Below are 18,032 nucleotides of genomic sequence, written 5' to 3' on the forward strand. Positions count from 1 at the left end.
AGTGCGAAAAGAAACCGTTGACGGCATCAGGTCAAACTCAGCAATCCTTGACGATTTGTGACGCCTTTGAACAGTAGCGAGTCAGATGTGACGAGATTTGAATACGATCAAAAGGCGGGCTTTAGAGCGGCACGGCGTTTTTGAAAGACGCGTGGTTGTGATCGACACGCACGGTCGTTGCGACCGCGCGCGTCACTTCGAGCCTTCCAGCTCGGGCATCGGCGCAAAGAGCGCGTCGAGGTCGTCGTCGGAGAATTTGGCGGCGCCTGCGGCGTCTTCCGAGAGAATGCTGTCGGCGAGGCCCGCCTTCTGCTCCTGCAATTCCACGATCTTTTCTTCGATGCTGCCTGCCGCGATCAGCTTGTAGACGAACACAGGCTTGTCCTGACCGAGCCGATGCGCGCGGTCGGTGGCCTGATTCTCGGCGGCCGGATTCCACCAGGGGTCGTAGTGAATCACCGTGTCGGCGGCGGTCAGGTTCAGACCCACGCCGCCCGCCTTCAGGCTGATCAGGAACAACGGCACTTCGCCTTGCTGAAAACGCTGCACGGGCGTGACGCGGTCGGTCGTGTCGCCCGTCAGGATCACGTAGGGAATCGCGGCTTCGTCGAGCGCTTGCGCGATCAGCGACAACATGCCGGTGAACTGCGAGAACAGCAGAACGCGGCGGCCTTCGTCGATCAGTTCGGGCAGCATCGAGAGCAACAGATCGAGCTTGGCGGAACGCACACCCTTCTCTGTTTTATCGGAAGCCCGTGCCGTATGAGCGCTCGAACCTTCGCTAACTTCGCCGACGTTCTGAGCAGTCCGCAGCGTGCGCACGAGACGCGGATCGCAACACACCTGCCGCAACTTCAGCAGCGCATCGAGCACGATGATGTGGCTGCGCGCGAGGCCCTGCGCGCTCACCGCGGCGCGCACCTTTTCCTGCATCGCCGTGCGCACGGTTTCGTAGAGATCGCGCTGCGCGCCTTCGAGATCGACGGAACATACAATCGTCGTCTTGGCCGGCAGTTCTTTCGCGACCTCGTCCTTGCGACGCCGCAGCATGAATGGCCGGATGCGGCGCGCGAGCAACGAGCGGCGCACGCCGTCGTTATTCTTTTCGATCGGATTGCGCCAGCGGCGCGTGAAGTCCTTCTGGCTGCCGAGAAATCCGGGCAGCAGAAAATCGAACTGCGACCACAATTCGCCGAGGTGATTCTCGAGCGGCGTGCCGGTCAGACACAGACGATGGCGCGCGCTCAACCCACGGATCGCCTGCGCGGCTTTCGTCGTGGCGTTCTTCACGTACTGCGCTTCGTCGAGAATCAGCAGGTGATATTGATGCTCGGCGAGCACCTTCTGATCGCGCCACAACAACGCGTACGTCGTCAGAATCAGTTCGTGTTCGCCGATCTGCTCGAAGCGCTCCTTGCGTTGCGGGCCGTTGAGCACCAGCACTTTCAGCTCGGGTGCAAAGCGTCGCGCTTCCTCGCGCCAGTTGTGCACGAGTGTGGTCGGCACGACGATCAGCGCGGGCTTGTCGAGCCGTCCGGCCTCTTTCTCCGCGAGAATGTGCGCGAGCGTCTGCACGGTTTTGCCGAGGCCCATGTCGTCGGCGAGCACACCGGCAAGACCTTGCTCGCGCAGATACTGCATCCAGTTCAGGCCCTGCTGCTGATAAGCGCGCAATTGCGCGCGCAACGCCGCGGGCACCGGCACCTCGCGCAAACGCGGACCGGCTTGCAGACGCTCGGCGAGCTGGCGGATCGAATCGTCGCCACGGAATTGCCAGCGGCCTGTGTCGCTCAACGCCTGCAAACGGCCTGCGTCGACGGACGGCACGCGCAGCGGCGCACCATCGGCGAGCGTCCCGCCGAGCGAATCGAACAGATCGACCAGCACACGCACCACCGGTTTGAGCCGGTCGGCGCGCAGCCGCAAGCGCTTATTCTCTTCGGTCTTGAGCTCGATCGGCTCATCGTCGGCGATGGTTTCGAGCGCGCCGCCAAGCCAGCGCCGGTCGCGCCGGAACAGATCGGCGAGCAGCGGTTCGAGCCGCACGTTGCGCTCGCCGATGCGGATGCCCATTTCCAGATCGAACCAGCCGTCGCCGGCCTGATGCGCGGTGCCGTCGATTGCATCGATCTCGATCACGTTGTAGCGGAACTCGGGCGCCATCGTCACACGCCAGCCCTTGCTGACGAGTTCGGGCACGGCGTCGTTGACGAACGCGGACCACGCTTCGGCATCGGGCAAGCCGAGCATCGTGTCGGGTAACAGACGCGACGCGAACACGCGGCTCGTGGGCACCTTCTGCAACCCGGTCTTGCGCAGTTCGAGCAGGCGCTTTTTCTCGGCGTCGTAGCGGCGGCGAATATGGATGACGTCGCCGCCCGGCATGGGCACGAGCGTGACGCTGCTGTCCACGTTGATGCTGACGCCGTCGTAGTCGAAGCTCACGCCGGCCAGTTCGACGGCCTGGCTTTTGGCGACGTTGCCCGCCTTGCCAGGCTTGCTGGTCTTTGCAGCGGACGGCAACGCGTGGCTGTTCAGCGTAAGCACGGGCACGGGTTCGACATCGATCACGCGAATCGCCGATGTGTCGTGGGTAGGCGGCAACGGCAACTCGGGCGCGACTTCGCGCAGCACGGACGCGACGAGCGGCGCTTCGGCCAGCGAGATCGGCGGCATCGCGAGGTAGTCGGGCAATTGCTGGAACGGCAGCGACGAGCGCACGATGCCCGCCTCCCGCGCGTCGCCATCCACGTACCAGACGGGCTCGGTCGGCAGCACCATGCTCGCGCGCGGCTCGGTGCGCAGCACGGGACGCAGACGCTGGTCGGCAAGCGGTTCCCATTCGATGCGCCCCGGCCGGTCGGCGGCGCGCGCGAGCGGCGTCGGCGCGTCATCGCCGGGCGCGAGCTTGAAGTCGAAGAAGAGGCGCCCGGTCGCGATCAGCTTTTGCAGCATTTCCGCGCCGCTCGTGCCGCGCAGAATAAATTGCCCGAAGTCTTCGCGCGAACGGCCAAGCCACAGGCCGCGCAGAATCGACAGATCTTCGTCCGACACGAACCGGGGCTGCTTGAGCAGCGCCGACTCTACATTGCCCCACGTCTCGCCGACCTCGACGATGCGGCCATCCGCATCGCAGCGCGCGCGATACAGCACCACCTCGTGGCGCATGTGGAAGTCGGACCAGTTGAGCCGGTAGGCCAGCGTTTCGGTGCGGGCGGCAGCCGTTTTCTGAGCGGCGGCATCGGCGGCTTCAGCGCGCGCACGCAAGCGTTCGAGCCAGCTCACGAGCTCGGGGCGCACGCCCTGCGGCGGACCGAAGCGTTCCACCGACGCACGTTGCGTCACGAGCGGCGCGCTGTCGCTGCGCTCATCGTCGTCGACGCGAGTGATGTGGTCCATCTCGTCGTGATACTCGAGCTCGGCAAGCAGCAGCGCGGCCACATGCTTGCAATTGCGGCCGACCGGACAACTGCAATCGCTCTGCGCCCACGGCGTGCCGCCGTCCGTGCGAAAGCGCACGCGGGTTCGGTAGGGCTCGGGCTGGCTGCCCTGCACGTCGCCCGTCAGTGTGGCTCCGTGCCATTGCATGTTGGTGACAGGGCCGACCGCGCGCGCCTTGGCGACGGTGTTATCACCGAGCCACTCTGCAATCCGTTCGCGATCAAAGAAAACTGACGACATCAGCGTGCATCCTCTTCAAGCCGGCGAAGGCAAGCGGCGCGATGGAATCGATTCGGCGGACGGTGCGTTGTCTACCGCCACGATTTTTCTAAGCGTTGCTTGCCAGTGATAACCGGCCATTTTACGCGTTGGCGGGATTTGGCTGTGCGAGGTGGCGCTCGTGGGGATGGGTTGTGGGTGGGGATTGTTATTGGCTCGCGATGCAAGCGGCAACGCGCGACGCTGCACCAATTTGGACGGCGGCGCTTATTCGCCGAGTGGGTCGTCGCTGCCCAAGGCGCTGTCTATCTGGCGGCGCGCGTCGTCGAGCGCCGCGCCGATTGCGGCCGCGCCGCGAAAACGCGAGCGGCTCTGGCGCGGCGCAGTCCACTCGCCGTTGTCCGGTTGACCGCCGTCGTCACGTTGTATTCGCGTGGTCACCGTCGAGCCGCCTGCGGGATCGTCTTCCGCGAGAACGGTCACCGTGAAACCGCGATGAGTGTGCACTTCCTGCATCCGACTGCTCCTTCCGATCGGTGAGCCGAGGTAAGACCGGCCGCACTTCTCGAGCATTAAAGGTTGGACGGATTGCCCGGATCGACCTTGCCTTTCTCGATGTTGTCCGTCTGGTCGCCGAGCTCTTTACGGTTATCGCCGGTCGTAATCTGCGCCTCGCCCTTCGCCTTGCGGCCCTCGTTTCCGGTGATCGAGCCAACGCCCTTGTTCACGAAGCCTTTGAGCTCTTCCTTGATTCCTTCACGCTGATCCTTGTTCATCTTCGTTCCTCCGGTAAAAAATCCGCCTCTTAAAGCGGTTTGGGCCAGCGCGCAACCTATGGAGGTTGTCTTGCGTTAGGCGCCATCGTTCGTCACCGGAGGCGAGCAAACCCCGTACCCGCTTCCCGCAATGCGACACGGCAATCGGATCGATTGTGAAAATCTTTTGGAATAAGCACGCGGCGCCCGTGTTTGCCCCCATGTAGACCAAAGCCGAACCGATAATCGACCGTTAATCGAAGTCAACCGAGAACCGATCCGGCTTGTCGTTATCACTGTCCCGCTGGCTAACTCATGGTCCAGCAAATTTTAATTTTATTTAGGAGTTCCTATCATGTCGAAACTGTTCGTTGCTCTTGCACTCGCCGCTGCCACGCTTGGCGCTCCCGTTCTCAGTTTTGCTCAGTCGAGCGCCCCGCTGACGCGCGCAGAAGTTCGGGCGGATCTTGTTCGCGTCGAGCAGGCGGGCTATAACCCGAGCCGAGGTGATGACGTCAACTACCCGGCTGATGTCCAGGCGGCAGAAGCCAGGATCGCCGCACAGAACGACGGGCAACTGACTACGCAAGCTGTCGGCGGTGTCGCGCAGCGTGGCACTTCCGCTGCGGGCACACGGCTTCAGACAGCGATGAGCTCCGGCTGCGTCGGCCCGGTTAGCTACTGCAACATCTACTCCGGCAGTTAAGTGAGCCCTGGTCAACGACTCCGTCGTGCATTGACACGCGATGTCGTTTAGCGTCGCCCGCTCTTCAAATCAAACCTTTTTCGTTGGAGTTTCAAAGTGAAGATTTTTCCTTTCGCAGTATCGACCTTGACCTTGGCCGCCAGTCTTTTGGGATCCGCTGACGCAATGGCGCAAACCACGCAACCCGCTACGGCGCCGATCAAGAACATCGTTCTGGTTCATGGCGCGTGGGTCGACGGCTCGGGGTGGAAGCCGGTCTACGACATCCTCACCAAAGACGGTTATCACGTCACGATGGTGCAGGAGCCGCTGACGTCGCTCGACGACGACGTGGCCGCCGCGAAACGCGTCATCGATCTGCAGGATGGCCCCACCATTCTGGTCGCACATAGCTACGGCGGCTCGGTTATCACCGAGGCGGGCGTCGATCCGAAAGTGGCCGGCCTGGTGTACGTGGCGGCGCATGCACCGGCAGTCGGCGAAGACGAAAGCGACCTCGGCAAGCAGATGCCCAGCTATACGTCGAAGCAGGCAGGCGCGATCAAGAAAACGGACGACGGCTACACCTATCTGAATCCCGCCGACTTCGCGAAGGATTTCGCGGCGGATCTGCCGCTGAAGGAAGCCGAGTTCGAGTCGCGCTCGCAGATTCTGACGGCGGCGAAAGTTTTCTCCGCGCCGATGAAAGTGGCCGCGTGGACCATGAAGCCGAGCTGGGGTATCGTCGCGGCCGACGACAAGATCATCAATCCGGATCTCGAACGCTTCTATTACCAGCGCGCGCATAGCCATACCACCGTGTTGGCGGGTGCAAGCCATTCGGTGTACGAGTCGCGCCCGAAGGAAGTGGCCGCGGTGATTGAAGACGCAGCAAAGCATGCGCAGCAGTAATGCATCTGGCGGCGCATGGATACGCTGCGCGTTATTCGACGCGCGCACAAGTGGCTCGAACGCGATTCAGCTTTTGCATATGAATGGCACCTCGATGGTGCGGAGTCGACATCACAGCAAAAGCACGATCGCGTTCATCGCCAGAGAGGATAGACATGCCGCGCATCACGTTCGCATGACGCGATCGTTCTCTCTCGCGAAAGGGGCCACAGTCGCACCAAAATTCCGCATTGCTAAACGGTAGCGACTAACCTACGCTTCCTAACACTTCATGTAAGCGGAGGCTCGACGGCCATCCGTTTCTCTACTGAGGACCCGGCATGAACTGTGATCCAATCGATACGGCCGTGGTCTTCATCGACCCCCAGAACGACGTGCTGAGCCCGACGGGAAAGAATTGGGGTGCGGTGGGTGCGAGCGTCACGGAAAACAGAACCGTCGAAAACATGCTGAGAATCTTCAAGGCCGCAAAAGCCGCGAAGATCAATGTATTCATATCTCCGCATTACTTCTTTCCGACCGATCGCGCGTGGAAGTTCAACGGTCCACTCGAAGCCGACGAGTTCGCAACCGGTACGTTCGCGCGAGAAGGCGCTCTGAACCTCCAGGGATTCGAAGGCTCGGGCGCGGATTGGCTGGCTGAGTTCAAGCCTTACATTGATGACGGCCAGACCATCGTCGTGAGTCCGCACAAGGTCTTCGGTCCGCAAACTAATGACCTCGTACTGCAATTGCGCAAACGTCACATGAGCAAAGTCGTGCTCGGCGGCATGCTCGCAAACATGTGCGTGGAGGCTCATTTGCGGGACCTGCTCGAGCAGGGCTTTGAAGTGTCGGTCGTAGCCGATGCAACCGCGGGGCCTCGTCATCCCGTCTGGGGTGATGGCTATAAAGCGGCCATGATCAACTATGCGTTTCTCGCGCACGCGGTGGTATCCACTGACGACGTCGTCGCCGCAATGACTTGATCCTGGTGTCGGCGTCCGAACTTCCTCGCTTCACATGCCTTTCTTGCAGCGTATTTCTGTAGCTCTCACACAGTGCTGAGCCGCGGCTCGACATCCTCGAGCAAAGAAGGTGATCGCGGACCGGCCATCCGAACAAGGAGCATCGCAATGGCCAGTCCAGCCTCGAGTACTTCGTCTGCTGCAGACCGCACCGGTCCTGCCGTTCCCGTCACCTATCATCGAACCGCGGTGGTGGATGGATTGAAGATCTTCTACCGACAGGCCGGTCCGCTCGACGCTCCCGTTGTGCTGCTATTGCATGGTTTTCCAACCTCGTCGCATATGTTCAGGAACCTGATTCCTGCACTCGCCGACCGCTATCACGTGATTGCACCGGACTACCCCGGCTATGGTCAGAGCGACATGCCGGATCGTGCCGAATTCGCCTACACGTTCGACCGCTACGCTGAATTAGTAGACAGCCTGCTCGACCAACTCGGCGCGGATCGGTACACGATGTATGTCATGGACTATGGCGCGCCCGTCGGCTGGCGGCTTGCTCTGAAGCATCCGGATCGCGTGGCGGGTTTTATCGTCCAGAACGGAAACGCCTATGACGAGGGCCTCAAGGCATTCTGGGATCCCATCAAGGCGTATTGGGCCGACGGCTCGGACGCGAGCCGCAAAGCATTGCTGCCGCTGCTCACGCTCGAGACGACCATCTTTCAATATACCGATGGCGTGTCCGACCGCACGCGTATTTCTCCGGACAACTGGGTCCATGACCAGGCGCTGCTCGATCGCCCCGGCAATAACGACATCCAGCTCGACCTGTTCTATGACTACCGGACCAATCTGCCTCTTTACCCGAAGGTGCAGGCGTATTTCCGTGAGTTCAAGCCGCCGATGCTGATCGTCTGGGGCAAGAACGACGTCATCTTTCCGGCGGACGGCGCGTATCCGTACAAAGAGGATTTGCCGCACGTCGAGACGCATCTGCTCGACACGGGTCATTTCGCGCTCGAAGACAAGGCTGACGAGATGGTGCCGCTGATACGCGGCTTCCTCGCCCGAAAGATCGACTCAAGAACGTAATTGAGGCTTGCATGGCTCAACTGCTATCGGTGAATGTCGGGCTTCCGCGCGACATCGACTGGAATGGCCGCACTGTCCACACCGGGATCTGGAAGAACCCGGTGCCAGGTCGCTGTTGGGCCAGGCGGCTGAATCTCGATGGAGACGGCCAAGGCGATCTCGCTGGACACGGCGGTGAGCAGCGAGCCGTCTTCGTCTACCAGATCGAATCGTATCGTTACTGGCAGGAGCAGTTGAAACGATCCGATCTCGTCTACGGCCAGTTCGGCGAGAACTTCACGATCGAGGGAATGCCCGACTCAGCGGTGTGCATCGGCGACCGTTATCGGATCGGCGACGCACTGTTCGAAGTCAGTCAGCCACGGGTCACCTGCTACCGCGTCGGGATTCGGATGAACGAGCCGCGGATGCCCGCTTTGCTGACATCCAGCGGACGGCCCGGCTTCTACTTGCGCGTCCTGCAAGAAGGCGAAGTCGGCGCGGGCGACGAGATCGTCAAGGTCGGAGAGGCAACGGAGCGGATGACAGTCGCAGAGGTCAACGCGCTCCTCTATTCGCCCGATCATCCCCGCGATCGGCTGGAGCGCGCATTGCGAATCGAGGCGCTTTCGCCGGGATGGCGCTCTTCGTTCGAGGCGTTACTGCAAAGCCGCATGAGCGGCGAGGCGAGCGGCAGCGCGGGCGGTAACGCGGGCCTCGCGCCCGCAGCGGCGACGCATCCGGCTCCGCCCGGGTTTCGACCGCTCACAGTGGCGGCCATCGAACCGGAGTCCGCGGACGTTCTCTCTCTCACATTGACGAGCGCGGACGGCCAGCCGCTCCGACCCGCTCTGCCCGGCCAGTATGTGGTGCTGCGTCTTCAAAGGACCGTCGACGGCCCGCCGCTTTTTCGCAGCTATTCGCTCTCGGGTGCTGCATCGACGGAACGCTATCGAATCAGCCCGAAGATCGAGCCGAATGGCGCGGCTGGAAACTATCTGAGGGAGCATGTGCGTGTGGGCGATGCGCTCGATGTCAGCTCGCCGCGCGGAAGCTTCACGCTGCAGGAAGGACAGCGGCCCGTTGTGCTCGTCAGCGCGGGAATCGGCGCGACGCCTCTTCTCGCCATGCTCCACGCGCTGTCGACGGCCCGCTCGACGCGGCAGGTCTTGTGGATGCATGCCGCCCGCGACGCGCAGCACCATCCATTCGCCGCCGAAGCGCGCCGCCTGGTGCTGTCGCTGGCTCACGGCCGCAGTCACGTCCGTTACAGCAGGCCCGGCTTGGGCGACCGGATGGGCGAGGATTTCGACGCGACCGGTCGCCTGTCGCGAGCGGTCCTGGACGAGGTCGGCGTCCCGCGAGACGCGGACTTCTATCTCTGCGGACCGACTGTCTTCATGGCGGACATGAAAGAGGCACTCGCGGCCTTCGGCGCGCCGCCCGAACGGACTCACGTCGAAATCTTCAACGGCGGGGAGTCGATGACGCCTGGCATCGCCGGCGTACCCACGCGAGTTCCACATCTGCCTGAAGACGCTGTGAACACCGGTCCGCTGGTATCGTTCGCGCGCAGTGGCATCGCCGCGCACTGGAACGCGTCGGCCTATCAGAGCATTCTCGAACTCGCCGAGGCATGTGACGTGCCCGTCCGTTGGTCGTGCCGCAGCGGCGTCTGTCACAACTGCGAGAGCGGGTTGATCTCGGGGTCCGTCGTGTATGAGCCGGATCCTCTGGATTCACCTGCGGGAGGGAATGTGCTGATTTGCTGCGCGAGGCCGCATGGTGATGTGGTGATCGATATTTGAGTGGCGTGGGTGTGCCATATCGACGTATAGCCCTACCCCTTGTTGAACACGTTCACCACCCGCGACATGGATTTCGCTGCCAGCACGAGCAGAGCGCTGGTTGGACTGTAGTCGACGTTGTACATCAGGTCGATAAAGTAGAACATGGATAGTGCGATGAGCGGGTGGTACATCGCGCGGCTTATCAGGCGTTTCATCGGCATCTCACGCTGTCTCTTTTGCACGAACCGATAAGCCACTGTGCCTAAACCGATCTGCGCAAGTCTGGTGGCGCGCCAGGATTCCGGAACCGGTGGAAGGTTTGGCTGCGAACGACGGACGACGTTGAAATGTCACGTCCCATCCTGTGACGGACTTTGCCTCGCGCAGGCCGTTGCCGTCCTGCCCGTGCGTCGACATTTTTTGCCCGATCGTCCAGGTGTTGCCGACGCTTCGCCTGCCCGTTGCAGCGCGTCCAGGAAGATTGTCCGGTCCTACTGAAAAAGCGCGCCGTTTGTTGCACGCAGTTCATCCACACACATCAGGCTGCGCTCGCCACGTTGCAGTGGATGTCCGTCAACGCCGTCCGTCAATCAAGGGGACCACGATGCGCAAGCTGTTCTTCACGACAGGATCGCCTTTCGCTCGTGCCGTCCGTATCGTGCTTGTCGAGAAGGGACTCGATTTTGAGCGCGAGGAGACCTTCACGACACCCAGCGTCGAAGAGCGTGCGAAGGTCGCGCCGACGCTTCAGGTTCCTACGCTGGTTGACGGCAACCTGACGCTTTGGGATTCCTCTGTGATCATCGATTACCTCATGTCCACGTATCCAGGCGCGCCTGCGCCCCCAGGCATGGAGCCCCTGGCATCCGACTATGTGCGCGCGACGGAACGCTGGCACGACAAGCTCGTTCTCGCGACGTTACAGACGTTCGGCGTATCGACGACGATGGTGTCGCAGTTGCAGTGGTCCGGCGTCAGGCATGAAGAAAATGTTCACGCCGCGCGATGTGCGATGCGCAACCAGTATCTTCTCGACTGGTTCGAGACCCAGCTTGTCGGCGCTGACGGCGCTTTCGTCCCCGGTGTGATTTCGGCTCAGGACATCCTGCTCACCTGTGTTTGTCAGTTCATCGAAACGCGTCCGTTGCGATTGTCCTGGCGCTCCCCTGCCCGACCCAGGCTTGCGTCGTTGGTCGCTCGAATGGAAAGGCGACCTTCTGTGCAACAGGAAGCGGCACTGTGGTGGGAGCCGGGGGTGACATACGCGACTGCTGCCGAAGTGGAATGGGCAAAACATAAAACCATTCGTGACGGGCTGAGCTTCAGCGAATGGACGTCGCAGTCGGCAAGTTAAGGTTGCCGACAAACTGCCTGACGTTGTCCAGCACGGGTTGCTGGTCGCCCGCGAAGACCCAGTGATCCGCACCGTCGAGCCCGACGAAGCGCGCCTGCGCGATGTGACTGGCGAGATGCCGGCCGGCGCCGATGCGAACTTGAGATCGTTCGCTATGAGAATCGGTCGCGACATCGGTTGGAGTTCGATCGGAATGGACTACGAAAAAGCAAACGGAAACCGTCGGCCGAATTCGTTGAACAGCCCTTGACCTCAAAACGAGTCGCGATCTAACCCATTCGAGATACCAGCACCGCCCTACGCTTCCTCGCGCGCCGGTACGCCCACAACCACCTCCAGCCCCGCCGCCGCCAGCAATTGCCCAAGCGCCGGCGCCGGCGCCTCGTCGGTCACCAGCACGTCGACGCAATCCGCGCCGAACGCGTGCAGCAGCGCGCTATGGCCGAACTTCGCGTGATCGGCGGCGACCACGCGGCGCTCGGCCTGCGCGAACGCCGCCAGCGAAAACGCGACGTCTGCCGGCAGTGCATCCATGAAATGCCCGCGCATGTCGATCGCCGTCACCGACACGATCGCGTAGCGCACGTGGAACTGGCGCAAGAAAGCCTGCACGCTGTCGCCGACCGCGGCGGCGTCGTCGGCCCGCACTTCGCCGCCCGCGATGAACACGCGGTTGCCGTTGTGCGGCGCGAGCAGCCGGGCCACTTCGATCGAGTTCGTGACGACCGTCAGCCGCGAACGCGCCACTAAGGCCCGCGCGATGTGCACGCAGGTGCTGCCGCCGTCGAGAATCAGCGAATCGCCGTCGCTCACCAGTTCGGCGATGCGCGCGCCGATGGCCCGCTTGCCCGCGAGGCTCGCGGCCATGCGCCGCTCGAACGGCGGCTCGTCGAGGCGCTCGGGCAGCATGATGCCGCCGTGAACCTTCAGCAGCAGACCCTGCTCGATCAACGGCTTGATATTGCGGCGGATGGTTTCGTCGGACACATCGAATCGCGCGGCAAGTGCCGTGATCGTGCAGGTGCGCTGCTCGCGGACGAGCCGCAGGATTTCGGCCTGGCGTTGAGTCGAGAGCATGGAGTCGGGCGGATGAAGGGTGCGGTGAGTTTAGCAAAACGACGGGCTGATGTGGGATTTCCCACATATTTCCACAGTCGGCTGCAGAGCCCCTAGTTCACGGCGTGCGAGACGCCGGAGCGACGCCCGACGCCTACCGCAGCGTTCACAGCCGAATGTGCAAGCGGCTTCGCCGCAGCCTTCGCTGCATCTTTGCCAGCCGCCGTCCCAACGCCCTTCCCAACGCCCTTCCCAGCCATTTTCCCAACCGACCTCGCAGCCGTCTTCGCTGCTGTCCCGTGCGGAAGATAACTCGCCCTCAGACTGATCCGAGCGCACGTCGATCGCTCACCTACCGCCAAAATACGACCACCACATGACACCACCCGAACCACCACAAAGCCTCACCGCCCCACGTTGCATTCCGTGCACTTATACGGCAATCTACGCACACCAACGCCACCAACAACCACACATGTCCACACCCTTCCCTCAACAAACCCGCGTCGTCATCATCGGCGGCGGCATTATTGGCTGCTCGGTCGCCTACCACCTGACCAGGCTCGGCTGGGCCGACGTCATCCTCCTCGAACAAGGCCAGCTCTCTTGCGGAACGACGTGGCACGCCGCCGGCCTCGTCGGCCAGTTGCGCGCGCAGGAAAGCATGACGAAGCTGATCCGCTATTCGACCGCGCTTTACGCCGAACTCGAAGCGGACACCGGCCTTGCCACCGGCTGGAAGCAATGCGGCTCGCTGTCGGTGGCCCGCACGGCCGAGCGGATGACGCAACTCAAGCGCACCGCTGCCGTGGCCCGCGCGTACGGCGTCGCCTGCGAGGTGATCGGCGCGCGCGAAGCCGGCGACCTATGGCCGGTCATGCGCACCGACGACCTGCTCGGCGCCGTCTGGCTGCCGGGCGACGGCAAGGCCAACCCAACCGATCTCACGCAGGCGCTCGCCCGCGGCGCTCGCATGCGCGGCGCGCGCATCGTCGAAAACACCCGCGTCACGGCGATCCACACGCGCGACGCGCACGGCTCTCGCGAAGCAACCGGCGTCGCCTGGCGCAACAAGGACGGCGACGAAGGCTCGATTAACGCGGACATCGTCGTGAATTGCGCGGGCCAGTGGGCCAAAGCCGTGGGCCGACTGTGCGGCGTCACCGTGCCGCTGCACTCGGCCGAGCACTACTACATCGTCACCGATCGCATCGAGGGCGTGCACCCCGATCTGCCGGTCATGCGCGATCCCGACGGCTTCATCTATTTCAAGGAGGAAGTGGGCGGCCTCGTGATGGGCGGTTTCGAGCCCGACGCCAAACCGTGGGGCATGAACGGCATTCCCGAGAACTTCGAATTCCAGCTTCTACCCGACGACTGGAATCAGTTCGAAATCCTGATGACTAACGCGCTGCAACGCGTGCCCGCGCTCGAAACCGCACAGGTCCGCCAGTTCTACAACGGACCCGAATCGTTCACGCCCGACAACAACTTCATGCTCGGCGAAGCGCCTGAATTACGGCGCTTTTTCGTCGGCGCGGGCTTTAACTCTATGGGCATCGCTTCGGCGGGCGGCGCGGGCATGGCGTTGGCCGAATGGATCGTCGCGGGCGAGCCGACCATGGATTTGTGGCCCGTCGATATTCGCCGCTTCGCGCGCTTTAACGGCAACGACGCGTGGCTGCACGATCGCGTGAAGGAGACGCTCGGCCTGCACTACGCAATGCCGTGGCCGAATCGCGAACTCGACAGCGCGCGGCCGTTGCGCCGCTCGCCGCTCTACGCACTGCTGCGCGAGGACGGCGCGTGCTTCGGCAGCAAGATGGGTTGGGAGCGCGCCAACTTTTTCGCGCCGACGCCCGGCGAAGCACGCGTCGACTACACCTTCGGTCAGCCGGACTGGCTGCGTGCAAGCGGCGCCGAACACCGCGCCTGCCGCGAAGGCGTGGCGCTTTTCGACATGACGTCGTTCTCCAAATTCCTGGTCAAAGGACGCGACGCGCAAAGCGTGCTGCAAAGCCTCGTCACGAACGACGTCGACGTACCGCCCGGCACCGCCGTCTATACCGGCATGCTCAACGAACGCGGCAATTACGAATCGGACTTCACGCTCACGCGCATCGCCGCGGACCAGTACCTGCTCGTCACCGGCACCGCGCAAACCACGCGCGACTTCGACATGATCGAGAGAGCGATTCCGCGCGACAAACATTGCGTGCTCGTCGACGTGACCAGCCAATATGCGGTGCTCGCCGTGATGGGCCCGCGCTCGCGCGAACTGCTGCAAAGCGTATCGAAAGCGGACTGGCGCAACGAAGCGTTCGCGTTCGGCCAAAGCCGCGAGGTCGACATCGGCTATGCGACGGTGCGCGCAACGCGCCTCACCTACGTCGGCGAACTGGGCTGGGAACTGTACGTGCCGGTCGAATTCGCCGTCGGCGTGTACGAGGCGTTGCGCGAAGCGGGCAAAGCGTTTGGCCTCGTGAATGCAGGCTACTACGCGATCGACTCGCTGCGGATCGAAAAAGGCTACCGCGCATGGGGCCGCGAACTCACGCCGGACACGAATCCGTTCGAAGCCGGCCTCGCGTTCGCGTGCAAGCTCGACAAGGACATTCCGTTCCGCGGCCGCGACGCCCTGCTGAAACTGCGCGACGAGCCGCTGCGCCGCCGCATGGTCGTGCTGAGCGCGGACGGCGCCGCGGATCGCATGCTATGGGGCGGCGAAGCGATTCTGCGCGACGGCAAGCCAGTCGGCTTCGTGAGCTCGGCGGCGTTCGGCCACACGCTCGGCTGCCCGGTGGCGATGGGCTACGTGAACAATCCCGATGGCGCAGCCGACGCCGCGTATCTGACGAGCGGCGCCTACGCGATCGACGTGGCCGGCGAATCGCTGCCGGCCACGCTTCACGTGAAGACGCCGTACGACCCGCGCGGCGAACGCGTGCGCGCGTAGCCAGGCGTTTGTTCACGAGCCGCGCCGCTCCTCGGCGCGCGCCGCGGTTCAATTCATGCTGTCCGTCGACGCGCTTTCGCTTGCCATGCGGCTTGCCGCCGCTTCGGCGGCGAGCGCCAGCTTGTGCTGCTCGACCTGATGCGCGAACACGGGGCTGACATCCGGGTACGATGCGTCGGTCACGTAGTCGAGGCCGTTCTGTTGTGCCTCGATCAGTTCCTGGTAGACCTGGGCGCGCGTTTTTCCTTCCGCGAAAACATTCGACGATGCGGCGAGGACGACGACGGACAATGCGGCGAAAGCGATCTTCTTCATGATGAACTCCGGTGAGTTGTGTGCGGGTTTGCATCAGGGAGAACCACGCTTTGCCGGCTTTTATTCCTGGGCGCGGCGCAAGTAAAAAACATTTCCGCGCGACGGAATAAAGCGCGCCGCGAACCGGTTTGCCCGGGTCTGGACGACGCCTTGCTCACGCGGTAAAAGAACTTCTGAAAGACGCCGCGCGAGCGGAATAAACCGGCGTACAACCGTGTTTGCACCTCAACAGCCGAACCCCGGCCGGAGAACTTGCATCATGAAACCGACCGACGCCCCCGCCGATTCACCGCTTTCCGAAGCCGACGTTCAAGCCTACGCCGACGGCACGCTGTCGCCGGCGCGCGCCGCGTTTTTGCGCGACTATCTGGGCCGCGATCCGGCGGAAGCCCGCCGCGTCGCCTTTTACGGCTCGCTGAACGAGCAGATTCAGCGTTCGTTTCAGACCGCCGACGAACCCGCGTCCACGGCGTTCAAAGCCCGGCGCGGCGCGGCGAGCCGCTGGCGCAACGCCGCCGGCAAGCCGCGTGTGCGCAGGGCAATCAGGGCGCTGATTGCTATTGTCATCGCGTGTGCGGCGGTGAGCGGCTGGTTTGCGGCGACCCAGGTGACGCAGCAGGCGCTCAACAATGCCGCCGTGATGGCGCTGGCGGAAACGGTGGCCGCTCCTTATCCGGCGGCATCGCCGACTCGCCGGGAGCCGTCCGCGCCCGACCTCGAGGCGATCGGGCTGCGGCTTGTCGATGAGCGCGTGCTGTCGCTCGGCCTGTTGCAGCGCGCCACCGCATTCGTCTACCTAAACGGCGACAACCAGCCGGTGATCCTGCTGTCGACGCTCGCCCTGCTCGCGCCTGCGCAGCCGCAGTGGTCCGCGCGCCGCATCGGCGATGTGCGTCTGTTGACGTGGACCGCGCAGCGGCAACGCTTCGTGGTCGCGGGCGACGCGCGTACGCACGGCCTGATGCGCGCCGCCGACGTCATGACGATGCCATGAACGCCCACGCAGTCGTACACGCGCGATGACTCGCCGCATCGACGGGAATAGAATCCGCTCACGCGTGTTCGCCCTACAACCGCCCTACAACACGAGCGACGCTCCGACGCAGCGCCGCGCTTCCTGCCCACGAGAGGCCCCATGACCGGGATCAAGAATGGATGTCCGTGACGAGTTGATGGAACACGTGCCGCGCTTGCGGCGCTACGCGCGGGCGCTGATCAACAATCGCGACCTCGCGGACGATCTGGTGCAGGACACGCTGGAACGCGCGCTCGGCCGCACCGGCATGTTCCAGCCCGGCACCGACCTGCGTGCATGGCTCTTTACGATCATGCACAACGTGTTCGCCAATCAGGCGCGCAAGGCATCGTCGCGCGCGGTCCATGTGGCGGTCGACGACGAAAGCGTCCACGAAGCCGAGTTCGCCGTGCCGGCGCCGCAGACGCGCTCGCTGGAAATGCGCGATCTGGACTACGCGTTGCAGCGTCTGCCGGTCGACCAGCGCGAAGTGGTGCTGCTCGTCGGCCTCGAGGAAATGAGCTACGCCGACGTCGCGCTCGCGCTGAACGTGCCCATCGGCACGGTCATGTCGCGGCTTTCGCGCGGACGCGAACGGCTTCGGGCATTGATGGCGGGCAGCCAGCCCGGTGCGAAATTACAGGTGGTGCGATGAGCGACCAACATACCCCGATCACTGAAGAAGAGCTGCATGCTTACGTGGACGGCACGCTGTCCGACGAACGGCGCGCCGACGTCGAGCGCGCGCTCGAACAGAATCCCGAACTGGCCGCGCGCATCAGCGATTATTTTTCGCTGAACAGCCTGTTCCACGATCGCTACGACCGCGTGTTGAACGAACCCGTGCCGAAGCGCTTGCAGCCGGCCGCGCCGCCGCATTCGCGCCGCTCGCGCATCGCCGCCAACTGGCCGCAATTCGCGGGGATGGCGGCGGCGCTGGTGATGGGCGTCGGCATCGGCGTCGGTACGCATATGGGGCAGGACGCGATGCAGTCGGTGGCGGGCTTCTCCGTGGGTTCGTCGACGGGTTCTTCCAGTACGCGCCCGGTGAGCGCGGACCGAGCCGAGGTGTTCGCCCGCCAGGCCGCGGTTGCGCACGTCGTGTATATGCCGGAGGTCGACCGCCCTACCGAGATGAGCGCCGATCACGAGCAGGATTTCGTGCAGTGGCTCGCGAACCGTCTCGGCACCAACGTCCATCCGCCGATGCTCGCGAAGCAAGGCTTCTCGCTCTCCGGCGGGCGCCTGCTGCCCGGCCCGGACGGCCAGATGGCCCAGTTCATGTATCGCGGACCGAAGGGCGAACGGGTGACGCTGTGCATCTCGCGCCGCCAGGTGAATGCGAACACCACGGCGTTCAAGCTGTACCAGGACGGACCCGTCAACGTGTTCTACTGGGTTGACGGCGATTTCGGCTATGCGGTGTCAGGCGGCATCGACCGCAAGCAGTTGCTGCAGCTCTCGCACGACGTATACGCGCAATTGACCGGCGCGACGCAGACGGATTGATGCG

17 protein-coding genes are annotated in these 18,032 nt (G+C 63.4%); 11 read left to right on the forward strand and 6 right to left on the reverse strand.

All coding sequences use genetic code 11. The features are described 5' to 3' along the window. Positions 1-192: 192 nt before the first annotated feature. The 3 genes from CUJ91_RS24375 to CUJ91_RS24385 all read right to left on the reverse strand — a co-directional run bounded on the left by CUJ91_RS24375 (position 193) and on the right by CUJ91_RS24385 (position 4,436). Positions 193-3,681, reverse strand: a complete 3,489-nt coding sequence (locus CUJ91_RS24375; RefSeq protein WP_114157366.1) for a DEAD/DEAH box helicase — start codon at positions 3,679-3,681, stop codon at positions 193-195. Between the two features lie 246 nt (positions 3,682-3,927). After that, positions 3,928-4,176, reverse strand: a complete 249-nt coding sequence (locus CUJ91_RS24380; RefSeq protein WP_107707843.1) for a hypothetical protein — start codon at positions 4,174-4,176, stop codon at positions 3,928-3,930. Between the two features lie 56 nt (positions 4,177-4,232). Beyond that, on the reverse strand, positions 4,233-4,436 hold the full coding sequence (locus CUJ91_RS24385; protein ID WP_006050307.1) for a CsbD family protein: 204 nt from the start codon (positions 4,434-4,436) through the stop codon (positions 4,233-4,235). Between the two features lie 334 nt (positions 4,437-4,770). Between CUJ91_RS24385 and CUJ91_RS24390 the strand changes: the two genes are divergently transcribed. From CUJ91_RS24390 to CUJ91_RS24410, 5 genes are all read left to right on the forward strand, one after another. Continuing rightward, positions 4,771-5,121, forward strand: a complete 351-nt coding sequence (locus CUJ91_RS24390) for a DUF4148 domain-containing protein (RefSeq protein ID WP_053860580.1) — start codon at positions 4,771-4,773, stop codon at positions 5,119-5,121. Between the two features lie 165 nt (positions 5,122-5,286). Next, a complete protein-coding gene (locus CUJ91_RS24395) occupies positions 5,287-6,012 on the forward strand; it encodes an alpha/beta fold hydrolase (protein ID WP_232292293.1) in 726 nt (241 codons plus the stop codon). Between the two features lie 320 nt (positions 6,013-6,332). After that, positions 6,333-6,980, forward strand: a complete 648-nt coding sequence (locus CUJ91_RS24400) for an isochorismatase family protein (RefSeq protein ID WP_114157367.1) — start codon at positions 6,333-6,335, stop codon at positions 6,978-6,980. A gap of 147 nt (positions 6,981-7,127) precedes the next feature. Then, positions 7,128-8,054 (forward strand): alpha/beta fold hydrolase, encoded by a 927-nt coding sequence (locus CUJ91_RS24405; protein ID WP_114157368.1) that lies wholly within the window; start codon positions 7,128-7,130, stop codon positions 8,052-8,054. Positions 8,055-8,065: 11 nt separating this feature from the next. Next, positions 8,066-9,841 carry an MOSC and FAD-binding oxidoreductase domain-containing protein gene (locus tag CUJ91_RS24410; RefSeq protein ID WP_114157369.1) on the forward strand — a complete coding sequence of 592 codons (1,776 nt, stop codon included), beginning with the start codon at positions 8,066-8,068 and terminating at the stop codon, positions 9,839-9,841. Between the two features lie 32 nt (positions 9,842-9,873). On the opposite strand, the gene CUJ91_RS34505 is transcribed toward CUJ91_RS24410, so the two are convergent. After that, on the reverse strand, positions 9,874-10,038 hold the full coding sequence (locus CUJ91_RS34505) for a hypothetical protein (protein WP_167450670.1): 165 nt from the start codon (positions 10,036-10,038) through the stop codon (positions 9,874-9,876). Between the two features lie 389 nt (positions 10,039-10,427). Here CUJ91_RS34505 and CUJ91_RS24415 point away from each other — a divergent pair, with 389 nt between their 5' ends. Both CUJ91_RS24415 and CUJ91_RS34205 read left to right on the forward strand, forming a co-directional pair. Beyond that, positions 10,428-11,177, forward strand: a complete 750-nt coding sequence (locus tag CUJ91_RS24415; RefSeq protein WP_114157370.1) for a glutathione S-transferase family protein — start codon at positions 10,428-10,430, stop codon at positions 11,175-11,177. A gap of 61 nt (positions 11,178-11,238) precedes the next feature. Further along, positions 11,239-11,427, forward strand: coding sequence for a hypothetical protein (locus CUJ91_RS34205; RefSeq protein WP_053860574.1), 189 nt, complete (start codon positions 11,239-11,241; stop codon positions 11,425-11,427). Positions 11,428-11,474: 47 nt separating this feature from the next. Here CUJ91_RS34205 and CUJ91_RS24425 read toward each other — a convergent pair whose 3' ends face one another. Continuing rightward, the gene (locus CUJ91_RS24425) at positions 11,475-12,254 is read right to left on the reverse strand and encodes a DeoR/GlpR family DNA-binding transcription regulator (protein ID WP_114157371.1); all 780 of its coding nucleotides are present in this window, start codon (positions 12,252-12,254) and stop codon (positions 11,475-11,477) included. 454 nt (positions 12,255-12,708) lie between these two features. Here CUJ91_RS24425 and CUJ91_RS24430 point away from each other — a divergent pair, with 454 nt between their 5' ends. Beyond that, on the forward strand, positions 12,709-15,189 hold the full coding sequence (locus CUJ91_RS24430) for a GcvT family protein (protein ID WP_114157372.1): 2,481 nt from the start codon (positions 12,709-12,711) through the stop codon (positions 15,187-15,189). A 48-nt stretch (positions 15,190-15,237) separates the two neighbouring features. On the opposite strand, the gene CUJ91_RS24435 is transcribed toward CUJ91_RS24430, so the two are convergent. Further along, positions 15,238-15,504 (reverse strand): DUF4148 domain-containing protein, encoded by a 267-nt coding sequence (locus CUJ91_RS24435; RefSeq protein ID WP_006050319.1) that lies wholly within the window; start codon positions 15,502-15,504, stop codon positions 15,238-15,240. A gap of 259 nt (positions 15,505-15,763) precedes the next feature. On the opposite strand from CUJ91_RS24435, the gene CUJ91_RS24440 reads away from it, so the two are divergent. The 3 genes from CUJ91_RS24440 (at position 15,764) to CUJ91_RS24450 (ending at position 18,028) form a co-directional block, all read left to right on the forward strand. Then, positions 15,764-16,498 (forward strand): anti-sigma factor family protein, encoded by a 735-nt coding sequence (locus CUJ91_RS24440; protein WP_114157373.1) that lies wholly within the window; start codon positions 15,764-15,766, stop codon positions 16,496-16,498. A gap of 157 nt (positions 16,499-16,655) precedes the next feature. Continuing rightward, a complete protein-coding gene (locus tag CUJ91_RS24445) occupies positions 16,656-17,174 on the forward strand; it encodes a sigma-70 family RNA polymerase sigma factor (protein WP_006050321.1) in 519 nt (172 codons plus the stop codon). Further along, entirely contained in the window at positions 17,171-18,028 is an 858-nt protein-coding gene (locus CUJ91_RS24450) for an anti-sigma factor family protein (RefSeq protein ID WP_114157374.1), read from the forward strand. The genes CUJ91_RS24445 and CUJ91_RS24450 overlap by 4 nt, the downstream gene beginning before the upstream one ends. Positions 18,029-18,032: the final 4 nt, after the last annotated feature.

The sequence above is a fragment of the Paraburkholderia graminis genome (assembly GCF_003330785.1).
Taxonomy (GTDB): domain Bacteria; phylum Pseudomonadota; class Gammaproteobacteria; order Burkholderiales; family Burkholderiaceae; genus Paraburkholderia; species Paraburkholderia graminis.

Excerpts from the sequence above, each read along its gene's own strand:
- CUJ91_RS24425 (WP_114157371.1), bottom strand. The coding sequence starts at position 12,254 with ATGCTCTCGACTCAACGCCAGGCCGAAATCCTGCGGCTCGTCCGCGAG.
- CUJ91_RS24405 (WP_114157368.1), top strand. The coding sequence starts at position 7,128 with ATGGCCAGTCCAGCCTCGAGTACTTCGTCTGCTGCAGACCGCACCGGT.
- CUJ91_RS24430 (WP_114157372.1), top strand. The coding sequence starts at position 12,709 with ATGTCCACACCCTTCCCTCAACAAACCCGCGTCGTCATCATCGGCGGC.
- CUJ91_RS24400 (WP_114157367.1), top strand. The coding sequence starts at position 6,333 with ATGAACTGTGATCCAATCGATACGGCCGTGGTCTTCATCGACCCCCAG.
- CUJ91_RS24410 (WP_114157369.1), top strand. The coding sequence starts at position 8,066 with ATGGCTCAACTGCTATCGGTGAATGTCGGGCTTCCGCGCGACATCGAC.
- CUJ91_RS24390 (WP_053860580.1), top strand. The coding sequence starts at position 4,771 with ATGTCGAAACTGTTCGTTGCTCTTGCACTCGCCGCTGCCACGCTTGGC.
- CUJ91_RS24445 (WP_006050321.1), top strand. The coding sequence starts at position 16,656 with ATGGATGTCCGTGACGAGTTGATGGAACACGTGCCGCGCTTGCGGCGC.
- CUJ91_RS24375 (WP_114157366.1), bottom strand. The coding sequence starts at position 3,681 with ATGTCGTCAGTTTTCTTTGATCGCGAACGGATTGCAGAGTGGCTCGGT.
- CUJ91_RS24435 (WP_006050319.1), bottom strand. The coding sequence starts at position 15,504 with ATGAAGAAGATCGCTTTCGCCGCATTGTCCGTCGTCGTCCTCGCCGCA.
- CUJ91_RS24450 (WP_114157374.1), top strand. The coding sequence starts at position 17,171 with ATGAGCGACCAACATACCCCGATCACTGAAGAAGAGCTGCATGCTTAC.
- CUJ91_RS24385 (WP_006050307.1), bottom strand. The coding sequence starts at position 4,436 with ATGAACAAGGATCAGCGTGAAGGAATCAAGGAAGAGCTCAAAGGCTTC.
- CUJ91_RS24415 (WP_114157370.1), top strand. The coding sequence starts at position 10,428 with ATGCGCAAGCTGTTCTTCACGACAGGATCGCCTTTCGCTCGTGCCGTC.
- CUJ91_RS24440 (WP_114157373.1), top strand. The coding sequence starts at position 15,764 with ATGAAACCGACCGACGCCCCCGCCGATTCACCGCTTTCCGAAGCCGAC.
- CUJ91_RS24380 (WP_107707843.1), bottom strand. The coding sequence starts at position 4,176 with ATGCAGGAAGTGCACACTCATCGCGGTTTCACGGTGACCGTTCTCGCG.
- CUJ91_RS34505 (WP_167450670.1), bottom strand. The coding sequence starts at position 10,038 with ATGAAACGCCTGATAAGCCGCGCGATGTACCACCCGCTCATCGCACTA.
- CUJ91_RS24395 (WP_232292293.1), top strand. The coding sequence starts at position 5,287 with ATGGCGCAAACCACGCAACCCGCTACGGCGCCGATCAAGAACATCGTT.